General features: G+C 68.2%; 12 protein-coding genes. 4 read left to right on the forward strand and 8 right to left on the reverse strand.

Annotated features, from left to right (window positions below):
- Window positions 1-22: 22 nt before the first annotated feature.
- Window positions 23-1,630: a dolichyl-phosphate-mannose--protein mannosyltransferase gene (locus ACWDTI_RS08915; RefSeq protein WP_449737701.1), complete on the forward strand. Its 1,608-nt coding sequence runs from the start codon at window positions 23-25 to the stop codon at window positions 1,628-1,630.
- Window positions 1,631-1,648: 18 nt separating this feature from the next.
- On the opposite strand, the gene ACWDTI_RS08920 is transcribed toward ACWDTI_RS08915, so the two are convergent.
- The 6 genes from ACWDTI_RS08920 to ACWDTI_RS08945 all read right to left on the reverse strand — a co-directional run bounded on the left by ACWDTI_RS08920 (window position 1,649) and on the right by ACWDTI_RS08945 (window position 6,945).
- Window positions 1,649-2,023: a GntR family transcriptional regulator gene (locus tag ACWDTI_RS08920; protein ID WP_449737702.1), complete on the reverse strand. Its 375-nt coding sequence runs from the start codon at window positions 2,021-2,023 to the stop codon at window positions 1,649-1,651.
- 2 nt (window positions 2,024-2,025) lie between these two features.
- Entirely contained in the window at window positions 2,026-3,258 is a 1,233-nt protein-coding gene (locus tag ACWDTI_RS08925) for an arginine deiminase (protein ID WP_449737703.1), read from the reverse strand.
- A 68-nt stretch (window positions 3,259-3,326) separates the two neighbouring features.
- Window positions 3,327-4,544, reverse strand: a complete 1,218-nt coding sequence (locus ACWDTI_RS08930) for an MFS transporter (RefSeq protein ID WP_449737704.1) — start codon at window positions 4,542-4,544, stop codon at window positions 3,327-3,329.
- A gap of 25 nt (window positions 4,545-4,569) precedes the next feature.
- Window positions 4,570-5,517 carry a patatin-like phospholipase family protein gene (locus ACWDTI_RS08935; RefSeq protein WP_449737705.1) on the reverse strand — a complete coding sequence of 316 codons (948 nt, stop codon included), beginning with the start codon at window positions 5,515-5,517 and terminating at the stop codon, window positions 4,570-4,572.
- A gap of 51 nt (window positions 5,518-5,568) precedes the next feature.
- A complete protein-coding gene (gene soxR / locus ACWDTI_RS08940; protein WP_449737706.1) occupies window positions 5,569-6,015 on the reverse strand; it encodes a redox-sensitive transcriptional activator SoxR in 447 nt (148 codons plus the stop codon).
- A gap of 69 nt (window positions 6,016-6,084) precedes the next feature.
- The gene (locus ACWDTI_RS08945) at window positions 6,085-6,945 is read right to left on the reverse strand and encodes a universal stress protein (protein ID WP_449737707.1); all 861 of its coding nucleotides are present in this window, start codon (window positions 6,943-6,945) and stop codon (window positions 6,085-6,087) included.
- A 276-nt stretch (window positions 6,946-7,221) separates the two neighbouring features.
- Here ACWDTI_RS08945 and ACWDTI_RS08950 point away from each other — a divergent pair, with 276 nt between their 5' ends.
- On the forward strand, window positions 7,222-7,464 hold the full coding sequence (locus ACWDTI_RS08950; RefSeq protein WP_449737708.1) for a hypothetical protein: 243 nt from the start codon (window positions 7,222-7,224) through the stop codon (window positions 7,462-7,464).
- A gap of 33 nt (window positions 7,465-7,497) precedes the next feature.
- Here ACWDTI_RS08950 and ACWDTI_RS08955 read toward each other — a convergent pair whose 3' ends face one another.
- A complete protein-coding gene (locus tag ACWDTI_RS08955) occupies window positions 7,498-8,691 on the reverse strand; it encodes an FHA domain-containing protein (RefSeq protein ID WP_449737709.1) in 1,194 nt (397 codons plus the stop codon).
- Window position 8,692: 1 nt separating this feature from the next.
- Window positions 8,693-10,492, reverse strand: a complete 1,800-nt coding sequence (locus ACWDTI_RS08960; protein WP_449737710.1) for a cation:proton antiporter — start codon at window positions 10,490-10,492, stop codon at window positions 8,693-8,695.
- Window positions 10,493-10,678: 186 nt separating this feature from the next.
- Between ACWDTI_RS08960 and ACWDTI_RS08965 the strand changes: the two genes are divergently transcribed.
- Both ACWDTI_RS08965 and ACWDTI_RS08970 read left to right on the forward strand, forming a co-directional pair.
- Window positions 10,679-11,695: an AurF N-oxygenase family protein gene (locus tag ACWDTI_RS08965; protein WP_449737711.1), complete on the forward strand. Its 1,017-nt coding sequence runs from the start codon at window positions 10,679-10,681 to the stop codon at window positions 11,693-11,695.
- A 4-nt stretch (window positions 11,696-11,699) separates the two neighbouring features.
- Window positions 11,700-13,241 (forward strand): 4Fe-4S binding protein, encoded by a 1,542-nt coding sequence (locus ACWDTI_RS08970; protein ID WP_449737712.1) that lies wholly within the window; start codon window positions 11,700-11,702, stop codon window positions 13,239-13,241.
- Window positions 13,242-13,381: the final 140 nt, after the last annotated feature.

Below are 13,381 nucleotides of genomic sequence, written 5' to 3' on the forward strand. Positions count from 1 at the left end.
AGTGCCCACTACCATCGTCGGGGTGACCACCACCCCCGTCCTCGACCATCGGTTCGACGGCGGCGACGGCGGCGACGCCGGACCCGGTGATCGTGGGCTCGCGGAGGATCTCGGCACGCGGCCCGGTCCGCAGATCCCGGACCCGGTGTTCGGGGCACCCGATCGGCTGCGCGGTTTCGTGGTGGGCGCGGTGATCACCCTCCTCGCGGCGGCGACCCGACTCTGGGGCCTGACACGGCCGACCGACCAGGGCACCCCGGTGTTCGACGAGAAGCATTACGTGCCGCAGGGGTGGCAGGTGCTGACCGGTGGGAACTGGATCGAGGACAACCCGGCCTACGGACTCGTCGTCCACCCGCCCGTCGGCAAGTGGCTGCTCGCCGCCGGTGAGTCCGTCTTCGGGTACGGGCCGATGGGCTGGCGGGTCACCGCGGCGCTGTCCGGCATCGCGATCGTGGTGATGATCTACTGCTCGGTGCGCCGGATGACGCGATCAACGCTCATCGGTGCGATCGCCGGGGTGTTCGCGATCTGCGACGGCGTGCTGTTCGTGCAGTCGCGGATGGGCATGCTCGACATCTTCCAGGCGCTCTTCGTGGTCGCGACGTTCGCCGCACTGATCGCCGACCGCGATCAGGTCCGCGCGCGGATGCACCGGGTCTATGTCGAGGGCCGGATCGGCGACACCGAGTTCGGGCCGCGTCTGGGTTTCCGCTGGTATCGCTTCACCGCCGGCGTGATGCTCGGGCTGACGTGCGGGACCAAGTGGTCGGGCATCTACTACGTCCTCTTCTTCTTCGCGCTGGCGATCGGATTCGACGTCGCCGCACGCAAGGCCTATCACGTGCGTCGCCCGTGGCTGGGTGTCCTGCGCCGTGACCTCGTGCCATCCGCGCTGAGCCTGACGGTGATGCCGGTCGCGATCTATCTGGCGACCTTCATCCCGTGGTTCAACAGCGAGACCGCGGTGTACCGCTACGAGGTCGGCAACCAGATCGGTGTCGGCGGACCGTTCGCCTGGGTGCCCGGCGCGTGGCGGTCCCTCTGGTACTACGAGGCGGGCATTCTCGAGTTCCACGCGGGTCTGACCAACGCGGCCGGCAACCACCATCCGTGGGAGTCCAAGCCGTGGACATGGCCGATGAGCCTGCGGCCGATGCTCTACGCGATCGAGAACGGACCCGACCAGTGCGGCGCCGGTGAGTGCGTCCGCGCGCAGATGCTGATCGGGTCGCCGGCGATGTGGTGGTTGGCGGTCCCGATGATCGCCTGGGGGCTCTGGCGGTGGATCGTCCGGCGCGACTGGCGGTATGCGGCGGTCCTCACCGCGTACGGCGCAGGGCTGCTGCCATGGTTCGCCGACATCGACCGCCAGATGTATTTCTTCTACGCAACCGTGATGGCACCGTTCCTCGTGATGGGCCTGGCGCTGTGCTGCGGGGACCTGCTGCAGACCGCGAACGCGACCGCGCGGGCCCGTCCGGAACGACGCGCACTCGCGGTGCTGGTGGTGTCGATCTACGTCGGTCTGGTGGTGGCGAACTTCGTGTGGCTGTGGCCGATCCTCACCGCGAGCCCGATCTCCCCGGCTCAATGGCATCAGCAGATCTGGTTGCCTAGTTGGGGCTGATCGCACACGATCAGGCACTCACGACGACCGGATCGCCTGTTCGAGCAGCGTGAGCATGGTGCGGTCGTCGATGCCGAGCGTGCGCAGCGCGGTGACATGGTCGATGGTCGCCTGCTGCGCCCGCTCCAGCGCCGAACCCTGGCCCGCCTTGATGAACGAACCGTGGCGTCCGCGTGTCTCGATGACTCCGGCCGCCTCGAGTTCCTTGTAGCTGCGGGCAACCGTGTTGGGCGCGAGATCCAGATCGGCGGCCAATTTCCGGACGGTCGGAATCCGTTGTCCGACAAGTAGTTCACCTCGCCCGACGAGATCGACGACACCTGCCCGCACCTGTTCGTAGGGTGCCGGACCGTCACGGGTGATCCTCAGCAGCGCGGCCAGGTCCGCGGTCATGGCTAGTCGAGTTCGTCGCGCGCCAACGGACAGGACATGCACCGCGGACCGCCTCGACCGGACCCGAGTTCCCGGCCGTCGATCTCCAGCACCTCGATGCCGGAGTCGCGCAGCCGACGGTTCGTCTCGACGTTGCGGTTGTAGGAGACGACGACGCCGGGCGCGATGGCCAGGGTGTTGTTGCCGTCGTCCCACTGTTCGCGTTCGGCGGTGACCGGGTCGAGGCCGGTGTCGATGACACGCAGCTTCTCGATCTGCATCGCATCGGCCGCCGCCTCGACGAAGGGACGCGCTCCCGTCACGGTTGCGGTGCCGTCGTCACCACGGCTCAGGGTGAAGGCCGTGATGCTTTCGGCGATGTTGGGGTACATGACGACCGCATCGACATCGACCATGGTGCAGACGGTGTCGAGGTGCATGAACGCCCGTCGCTGCTCGATCGGCACGGCCAGCACGGTGTGCGCGAGTCCGTCGTCGAACAGACTGCGCGCCAAAGCTTCTGCGCCGGCGGGAGTGGTGCGCTCCCCCACCCCGACGGCCACCACACCGGGCGCGAGAAGCAGGACGTCGCCGCCCTCGACCGGCGCCACCTGCGATTCGTACGCTCGCCGCGCCCCGGTGAAGCGCGGATGATGGGCGTAGATGAGATCGGTCAGCGACGTCTCCCGCACCCGGGCCGGCAGCGCCAGCGAGGTGATGGCGAAGCGCGGGCCGATCCAGAACGAACTGTCCCGGGTGAACAGCAGATTGGGCAGCGGTTCGATGGCGAACTCGGGTCCGTGGTGCATCCGGCGCACCAGTGACGCCGATTCGGTGGACGGGGTCACCGGGAGTTCGTCGAAGGTCAGGCCGGCCATCAGGACGTTGGCCAGTTCGGGGGCGGGCAGACCGCGCAGATGAGCGGCCAGATCGTCGGCGAGATGATTGCCGAGCCGGCGTGCGCTGACCGCGGCGGCGACGCCCTGGACACGCGCGGCACCGCTGCGTTCGATGGTCTCGGTCAGCAGGTCACCGAGCAGATAGACGTCGACGCCGTGCGAACGCAGGAGTTCGGCGAACGCGTCGTGGTCCTCCTGTGCGCGCGCCACCCACGGCAGCCCGTCGAACAACAGCTGATCGTTGTTGCGCGGTGTGAGGCGGCGCAGTTCGTCGCCCGGCCGGTGGAGCATGACCGCACGCAGCCGCCCCACCTCCGACGTCGAACCCAGGGCGTAATCCGCGGTGGCTGCGCTCATGTGTCAACGGTAGATGTTCGCCGCCGATCGCACTGGCCGGCGCGTGATTCTGGGGTCGGTGCGCACCGTCAGACGGGGTCGGGATCGGTCAGGGTGGGCGGCGGCTCCCCGATCACCGATGGGGCGGTTTCGCGGGCGAAAAGCCACATGACGAACGCGGCCGCGGCCACCACGCCGGTGAGCAGGAATGCGTGGGTGAATCCCGCGCGGTCGGCGACGAAGCCGATGATGATCGGCCCGGACACCGCACCGAGGTCCGACGACATGCCGTACGCGGCGAGCGCGGACCCACCCTGCTGACGGTTCCCCAGCACGTCGGCCAGGGCCGCCTGGTGGGTGGGCGCGAACAACCCCGACCCCACACCGGCGGCCATCGACAGCAGCAACGCGACGGCGAGGTTCGGGGAGAATCCGAGTGACGCCGTGGCGACCGCGGTGATGGCCAGACCGGGCAGCATGATCGGCCGGCGGCCGACCGAGTCGGACAGACGACCGGCCACCATGATCGCCGCGACGTTGCCGACGGCGAACATCGCCAGCGCGACACCGGCCATCGCGGGGCCCTCGCCCAGTCCGTCGGTGATGAACAGCGGTACCACCGCCACCCGCACCCCCTGCGACGCCCAGCCCTGGGTGAAGTTGGAGGCGAGGATCGCCCGATAGGCGCTGTTGCGCAGCGCGGTCCGGAACGCGATGACGCCGGCGGCGGTCGGTGCGGCCGAGTCGGGTCGGCCACCGTGTTCACGCAGCTGCGTCGCGACCACCGCGGCGGCGATCAGCAGGGCGATCGCGTAGACGACGAAAGGCATCCGCAGTCCGAAACCGATCAGCGCGCTGCCGATCAGCGGACCGGTGATGTTGCCGATGAGGAACCCGGCCGAGAAGTATCCCGACACCCGGCCGCGGATGTCGCCGGGCGCCATCCGGATGAGCAGCGCCATCGCCGAGACGGTGAACATGGTCGAACCGATGCCGCCAGCGCCGCGGAACAGCAGCAGCTGCCAGTATCCCTGGGCGAACGCGGTGGCGAACGTGCTCAGCGCGACGATCAGCAGGCCGATCAGGTAGATGCGACGTTCCCCGAAGACGGTGATGAGGCGGCCGGCCGCCGGCGCGAAGAGCAGCCGCATCACCGCGAAGGCGGAGACCACCGCGGACGCAGCGGTGAAACTGACGTTGAAGCTGCGCGCGAAGGACGGCAGCGCCGGTGCGATGAGTCCGTATCCGAGTGCGATGACCACATTGGCGGCCAGCAGCACCCAGATCCCGCGGGGTATCTGTTTCACCGCGCCCCGATCGCGGGCCGGACCGTCATCCAGCGAGCTCGGGCAACTGGTCGAGCGCGGTGGCCGTCAAGCTCCGGCCGAGCGCGATCATCTCGGTCGCCTTGTGGAAATCCAAGGTGCGGACCGACTTTCGCGGCACCCGGATCAGGATGTCGGGCGGATAGCCGGCCACCTGATAGCGGGTGAGCGCTTCGGTCATGATGTCGAGCGATCGGCTGAGCACCTCGAAGCGTCCCATGCGCGGTACCGCATGGGCGACCGGTGCCACGGGCTCCTCGGGAGCCGGGACGGGCTCGTGTTCGTCGATGCCGAAGCGGTCGCGCACCGACCGCATGAAGTCGCTGTCGAGCAGCGGTTCGACGTTGCGCCGCAGCAGTCCCTTGCTCTTGGGTTCGCGAGTCGCGCCCTCGTCGGGGCCGCCGTCGGCGCCGACCACCACGCCGATGGTCACGTCGCTGGACACCCCGGAGGTGGGGGCGACGGGCAGCGGGTCGAGGATGCCGCCGTCGCCGAGCAGCCGGCCCCCGTAGGTGTGCGGGCTGATGACGCCCGGGATGGCGATCGACGCGCGGATCGCGTCGACGAGGCTGCCGCGCTGGAACCAGACCGCCCGTCCGGCGTTGAGGTCGGTGGCGACGGCGGTGAACGGTGTCGCGAGGTCCTCGATGACGGTGTCCCCGAGGATCTCCCGGACGCGGGAGAGGATGCGATCGGCACCGATGACGCCCGGTTTGGAGAGCGACACATCCACCAGGCGGACGACGTCGAGCTGGGTGAGGCCGGTGATCCAGTCCACGTAGTCGTCGAGTTTGCCGGCGCAGTGCAGCCCGCCGACGAGCGCCCCCATGGACGACCCGGCGACGGTGACCACCTCGAAGCCGCGGGCCTCGAGTTCGGCGATCACCCCGATGTGTGCGTAGCCGCGGGCGCCGCCGCTGCCGAGGGCGAGCGCCACGCGGGTGGATCTGGCCATGCTGTGAAGCCTATCGACGCCCCCGATCGCCCACCCGGACGGGCCGATCGGTCAGTGTCGCAGCAGGCGTTGCGGACCCGGACCGAGTTTGTTCATCTCGTCGCCCGGGTTGAGCAGATGGCATTCGCCCAGCGACAGGCAGCCGCAGCCGACGCACGAGCCGATCATGTCGCGCATGTTCTCCAGCAAGGCGATGCGTTCGTTGATGTCGTCGATCCAGCGTCGCGACGCCGCCTCCCACATGGCGGTGGACGGCGATTCGTGGTCGCCGAGTTCGGCGAGGACCTCGGCGATCACCGAGAGCGGTATCCCGGCGCTCTGCGACGCGCGGATGAATGCGACGCGGCGCAGCATCGCCCGGTGGAAGCGTCGCTGATTGCCGGATGTCCGGCGACTGAAGATCAGTCCCTGTTCCTCGTAGAACCGCACCGCCGACGGCGCGATCCCGGCGCGCTGCGCCAGTTCACCGACCGACAGTTCGCGTTTCTTGAGGGTCACAGCACCCACCTAACCACCGATCCCGCGGGCGCTGCAGGGCGCAACCGCGGGATCGGGATCGGGGAAGGGTCAGCTGCGGACGACCATCACCGGGCAGTGGGCCTGGTGGAGGATCTTCTGGCTGGTGGAGCCGAGCATCAGCCCCTTGAATCCGCCTCGGCCGCGGCTGCCGATGACGATCAGCTGGGCGGTGTCGCCGGCCGCGTCGAGAACTGCCTTGGCCGGCTCCTCGGGGATCACCTTGTGCTCGACGGTGACGTCGGGATAGTCGCTGCTGTAGCCGGCCAGCCGCTCACCGAGGGCCTCGACGGCTTCCTGCGACATCCGATGGACCTCTTCGGGCTCGATGCCGTACCCGTGGAGGGCGTCGACGTCGAGCGGGGTCCAGGTGTGCACGGCGAGCAGCGTGGCATTGCGCAGCGACGCCTGGCGGAAGGCCTCGGCGACGGCGGCATCGCTGACCGGCGAGTCGTCGATACCGACGACCACCGGTCCGTCCCCACCGGTTCCGGTGACCACGACGACACGGCCGTGGAAGTGGGCGGCGACGGTCGTGGACACCGACCCGAGGAAGAGTCCCTTGACCGAACCGAGTCCGCGGGTGCCGAGCACGATGGTGCCCGCGTCCTTGCCGAGTTCGAGTAGTGCTCGCGCGGCGTCACCCTCGACCAGGGTGGTGGCGACGGAGACGTCCGCCGCGGTCTCCTTGGCGAGATCGGCCGCCGCATGCACGGCGTCGGTCGCGTCCTGCTTGATCGCGTCGACCACGTCCTGCGGGATGATCAGTCCAGGTGCGTAATTGCTTGTGCTGACGTCGTAGACGCCGACCAGTTTGAGGTCCACGTGCTCTGCTGCGGCTGCCTTGGCGGCCCACTGTACGGCCGCGTTCGAGGCATCCGATCCGTCAACTCCGACGAGAATCGCGCTCATGTCCGGTCTCATCTCCTCACTCGATACGTCCTCTTGTCCCCTCATTGTCTATGGTCCCCCGTCACCCGCATACGGGCAATGAGGAAAAAGTCCCTCCCACAGTCTGTTTCGTCACCTCCCCAATTCACTGGGAGTCCACCTGGTCGTCATCCGGGGGCCATCGGCGTACGGTGAGAGACGAGGTGAGGGATCATCGACGCGCACATCAACCGCAACGGGACACACGCATCCGGGTCGACGGACGACGAGATCCGTCGTGCGGTCGTACATGGTGTTGTGACAATCGGTTTCGGGCTGGCAATCGTGCTCGTCGCCTGGGCCTCGACCGATGGTCTGCGGACCGGGCTGGTGGTGGCGGCGCCGATCGTGGTGCTCATCGGCGCCCTCGCAGCGCTGTGGCGCACATACCGATGTTGGCGCGTGGGCGGACGATGGCAGGTCTGGCAGGGGGCGTCGTGGTTCCTGCTGTCGATGTTCATCGTCTTCCTCTTCTCGAGTGCCCCCGCGCTGCTGACGTGAACCGGCCGTGATCGGCGGCGTCGGCACGCCCGATCAGTTTCGCGCGTGCGGTGATTCGAAGACGAAGTGTCGGCCACCGACCCGTACGTGCGACCCCGGGGCGAGCACGTGGGGGCGATACGCGGGAATGCGGTACTCCCGGTTCCCGGTGTTGGGTGCGGTGACAAAGGTACCGTTTGCCGATCCGAGATCGACGAGATGCACCGACCAGTCCACCAGCCGGATCTCGATGTGTCGCCGGGACATCTGACCGGTCTCGTCGACGACTCGGATGGGTTTGGGACCGACCGGGCGGCGATTCCCATCGGGAGTCGGCTCGCGACCGATCACCAGATCCTCGTCGAGGAGAAAGGTCGAGCCGTTGTCCAGGAGCAGCCAGCCCAACGGCGGCCGGTCGCCGTCGGTGAGCATCCCGGTCCTCCGGTCCGTCGGCAGCCCGCACACCGCACACGCCCACGCGCGTGGATGGTTGAGGTGTCCACGCGGACAACGTATTCCGCGCACCAGGGTGCGTCGCGCGGCGACCGCCACGAATTCGGTGTCGGGCGGCTGGTAGCCGTCTCCGACGGATGTGGGTGCGGCGGCGGGCTCGGGCGCGGTGGGCGGGGCCTCGGAGTCGGTGTGGTCGGACTCGGTGGGGTCGGACTCTGTGCGGTCGGACTCTGTGCAGTCGGACTCGGTGGGGTTGGACTCGGTGGGGTTGGACTCGGTGTGGTCGATGTCCGTCTGAATGATGTTGCCGCGCAGGTCGGGTGGGGTGTGCAGTAACGCGCCGGCGGCCGGCACCGTACCGGCGGCGAGGTCGAAACGCTCCTCGCCGGGTTCGTCCGGCACGGCACCGTCGAGATACAGCCCGAGCCCTTCGATCGGCCACGGAATGGAGCGCTCGAGCGCCGTATCGCCGTCGGGCGCAAGTCGTCGTCCGTCGACTTCGGCGAAGACGGCGCCGGACAGATACACCGAAATCCCCACGCGGTCAGCGGCGGCGAAGGCGACGGCCACCGGTTTGTCGGCGGCAGAGAGCAATTGGGCCAATGCGCCGACGACATCGCGGCCTTCCCGCATCCCGTCGGCGACCGACGCGTCGAGGGCACGGATATCGGATGCCGCCGCCGCGTCGCGGTCGCCGAGAACGCAGAGGAATGACGCTGTCCGGACGACGATTCCGTTGCCGGGCAAGAGGGTGACACGTGCCGTCGAGGTGGCCGGGTCGCCCGTGGTGGCCACGTCAGTCCTCCGCGCGCATGTCGAGACTGATCTCCTCGGCATCGAGTTGCTGGAGCTCACGGGTCAGCAGCACGGAGGAATAGGTTCCGGTGGCGCGCATCTCCAGCAGTGTCTTGCGCTGCTCTTCGATCACCTCTCGGCGCACCTTGCCGAATGCGGTGCGGTAGGTCAGGTTCGCGTCCATCGCGTCCTCGTCGGACTCGTCCTCGCGTTCCTGCCGTTCGAGTCGCGCCCGCACCCACGGGTATTTGCGCGCGAGTTCCGACTGCGCCATCGTCCGTTGCGCGGTTCGTGACAGTTCGAGGCGCAGCCGATTGTGTTCGGCGACAAGGTCGCTGGAGTCGGTGATCCGCAAGGCGCGGATCAGCGGGCCGAGGGTACCGCCCTGCAGGAGCAGTGACGCGACCGCGACCACGAAGGCGATCAGGACCAGCAGGGCGCGCGACGGAGTGTCCGCGGGAAGGGTTTGCGCCGCCGCTAGGGTCACGACGCCACGCAGTCCGGCCCACACGATGACGACACCTTCCTTGGGTCCCATCGGCGCCGACGCGTAGTAGTCGATGTCGGCGAGCGCGCGGCTGATGCGGTACTGGTACTGCTGCGCGGCGCCGGGGTTGGCGGCGAATGCGGCGGTGGACAGTTGATCGTCCGGCGGAGTCGGGCGACGCCCGAATCGCGGCCGCAGTCGCAGCCACGGTGGCGGCCGCTTGTCGTCGGGCGCCGAGCCCCGCGCAGCCTTGATCCGGTGCTCCTTCTCGCTGATCACCGCACCCATGTCCTCCAGGTAGGGACGCATGGCGGTGCCGCGCCGTGAACGGCGGTCCAGCCACCAGACCAGCGGCGCCACGTACAGCGCCCGGATCACCACGGCGAGACCGAGCGCGGCGAGGCCTATCCACACGGCGGTCGGGACACCGCCGTGCTCGTTGTGCACGTCTACGACCAGCCCGTACAACTCGAGGCCCATGAGCAGGAACACGCCACCCTCGGCGAGCAGTTCGACGGTCTTCCAGTTCTGGCTGTCGGAGAACCGGTGGCGCGGGGTGAGGTACCTGGGTGCACCCGCACCGACGATGAGTCCGGCGGTCACCGCGGCCACGAGTCCCGACGCTCCGAGTTCTTCGGCGGGCAGATAGGCCAGGTACGGCACGGTGAACGAGATCGCGGTGTTGACCGTCGCGTCCGCGACCCGGCTCCGGACCCACAGGTTCGCCCAGCCCACCGCGGCACCGATCGCGGCCGCGGCGAGGACGGCCCACCCGAAGTCGACGGCCACGTGCCCGAACGAGAAACCGGCGCCGGCCGCGGCGATCGCCGACCTGAGCAGCACCAACGCGGTCGCGTCGTTGAGCATGCTCTCCCCCTCGAGCATGGCGGTGACCCGCCCGGGTACCCCGAGGCGTTTGGCGATCGACGTCGCGACCGCGTCGGTCGGCGACACGATGGCGCCAAGGGCGATGCCCGTGCCGATGTTGATGCCGGGCAGCACCCAGGTGAAGAAGAACCCCATGACGACGGTGCTGATGATGACCAGCAGGACCGACAGCGCGCTGATCGCCGTGAAATCCCGGCGGAAGTCCATGGTCGGCAGCGAGACGGCCGCCGAATAGAGCAGCGGCGGCAGCACCCCGATCAGAATCCATTCCGGGTCGATCTCCACGGCCGGCACCATGGGCAGCACTCCGACCACCGCACCGACGATGACCAGGAGCAATGGGGGCGCCACCCGGATCCGCGGGCCGATGACGGAGGCCGCGGCGATGCCGAGGACGGCGATGATCGCAAGCAGGATGTGCGCCATGCCCACCATCCTGTCGCACTCACGGTCCGACGACACTAAGTGCCATCGGCGATTGTGACATTGAATGTTGACAAATGACGGCCGGCCGTTTTAGGTTCGTGGCATTCCCGGACGGGTGTCGCAGCGTCGCCCAGACACCAGACTTCACCCGGCATGCCCGACGACGAAAAGGGTCACCGATCTCCCATGACGAACACCGTGAGCAACGTCGGCGAGTCCTACGTTCCCGAGCACGACAGGCCGGGTGCCGACGACGATTACACACAGGTCCTCGATGACCTGTCGGCCGCGTCGGTCCACCGCAATTTCGATCCGTACATCGACATCGACTGGGACGACCCGGCCATGGCGATCGTCGGCGACGACACGCGCTGGGTGCTGTCGAAGGACGTGGACCCGGTAGGTCGCCATCCCTGGTATCAGGCGCAGCCGCGGGCCAAGCAGATCGAGATCGGTATGTGGCGACAGGCCAACGTCGCCAAGGTGGGCCTGCAGTTCGAGTCGGTGCTGATCCGCGGCCTGATGCAGTACAGCTTCTCGTTGCCCAACGGCGCCAAGGAGTTCCGGTACACCACGCACGAATCCAAGGAGGAGTGCAATCACACCCTGATGTTCCAGGAGTTCGTGAATCGCACCGGCATGGATGTGCCGGGCGCCAAGGTCGGCTATCGCCTGATCTCACCGCTGATCCCGTTGTTCTCCACCATCTTTCCGACGATCTTCTTCTTCGGCGTGCTCGGTGGCGAAGAGCCCATCGACCATATCCAGAAGGACTTCCTGCGGGCGCGCGCCGACCTGCATCCGACGATGGCCGCAGTCATGCAGTTGCACGTGGCCGAGGAGGCGCGACACATCTCCTTCGCGCATCACCTTCTGCGCGAGACGATTCCGCAGAAGGGCCGCGTGCAGCGGTTCCTCCTGTCACTGATGCTGCCGATCACCATGCGCGTGTTGTGTGGGGCCATCGTGGTGCCGCCGCGCACCTTCCGCACGCGCTTCGACGTGCCGGATGACGTGATGCGGGACATCTTCTGGCGATCTGCGGAGTCGAAGCGATTCCTGCGCAACGTTTTCGGCGATGTCCGAATGCTCGGCGAGCAATGCGGGCTGATGAATCCCATCTCCCGGCTCCTGTGGAGGATCCTCGGCATCGGCGGCCGTCCGTCACGTTTCCGCAGCGAACCCACCTATACCGCGGCCTGACACCATGCCTCACGTTGTCACCCAAGCGTGCTGCGGTGACGCTTCGTGCGTCTACGCATGCCCGGTGAACTGCATTCACCCGACGCCCGAGGAACCCGGGTTCGGCACGTCGGAGATGCTCTATATCGATCCCGCGACGTGCGTCGACTGCGGTGCGTGCGTGAGCGCCTGCCCGGTCGGCGCCATCGTGCCCGGTCATCGGCTCACGGATGACCAGGCTCGGTTCGCCGAGGTGAACGCGGCGCAATTCGGTGACAGCCTCCCGTTGGCCGACACCGGCGCCCGGTTCCCGGTCGACCCGGTGCGGCGACTTCCCTTGGCGCCCATCGCGAAACCGCGCGGCATCGCGGTGGACGGGCCCGCCTCCGTAGGCATCGTCGGGTCCGGGCCGTCGGCGATGTATGCCGCCGACGAACTCTTGCGGCATCCGCAGATCTCGGTGACCATCTACGAACGTCTGCGCCGCCCGTTCGGCCTGGCCCGCTACGGCGTCGCCCCCGATCACACCGCGACGCGATCGGTGATGCGGTTGTTCGACGACATCGCCCGCCATCCACGGTGCGACGTCCGGTTGGGGTGCACGGTGGGACGTGACGTCTCCCTCGACGAGATGAGACGTCGGCACCGGGCGGTGATCTGGGCGGGTGGCGCATCGTCGGATCGGCGACTGCAGATCGCGAACACGTCCGCGCTTGGCGTGCTGAGCGCGACGTCGCTGGTCGGCTGGTACAACGATCATCCCGACTTCGACGATCTGCCGGTCGACCTGTCGGGCGGACGCGCGGTCGTCGTCGGCAACGGAAACGTCGCCCTCGACGTGGCGCGCATCCTCACTGCCGACCCGGAAAGCCTTGCCGGAAGCACGATCTCGCGTCACGCGTTGTCCGCGCTGCGGACCTCACGGATTCGGGAGGTCGTGGTGGTCGGCCGACGTGGGCCCGACGCGGCCGCCTTCACCCTGCCGGAACTGATCGGACTCGTCGACGGCGGTGCGAACGTGGTCGTCGATCCGGCGGATCTCGACGGGGCGCACTCCGAGGACCCCACCATCGCGACCAAACTCGACCTGCTCGCCGAGGTTGCCGCCCGCCCTGCGGTCGACGGCCCGCGGATCCGCCTGGCATTCCGGCGGTCACCGACCTCGGTGGTCATCGACGAATCCGGGAAAGCCACCGGAATCACTTTCTCGTGCAATCGGATCGGTGACGATGGCACCGGCGGCCCCACCGTCGGCAGCGAGACGATGAAGGCCGGCCTGATCCTCACCTCGATCGGCTACCGCGGCGGGTCCGTCGACGGACTTCCGTTCGACGACGCCCGCGGCGTCATCCCGCATCGGAACGGGCGCATCGTACTCGACGGCGAACCGCTGCCCGGCCTGTACGTCACCGGCTGGATCAAGCGTGGACCGTCGGGGTTCATCGGGACCAACAAGGCCGATTCCGCCGAGACCGTGGCCGCGTTGCTGGCCGACCTCGAGGCAGGTCTCCTCCCCGATCCCGCGCGGTCGCCCCGGCGTCACCGTCTGCTGAGCGCCCGGGCCTGACCCCACCGCCCGCCACCTTGGTCGAACGTCCCAGTACCGCCCACCCATCACTACCACAAAGTTCCTCATTGCCAAGGCAATTCAGCGTTGCAGGGTGAACACGATCGGATCACGACGGCGCGCGCCCGGCCCGCATCCGG

Source organism: Gordonia sp. NPDC003424 (genome assembly GCF_053588655.1).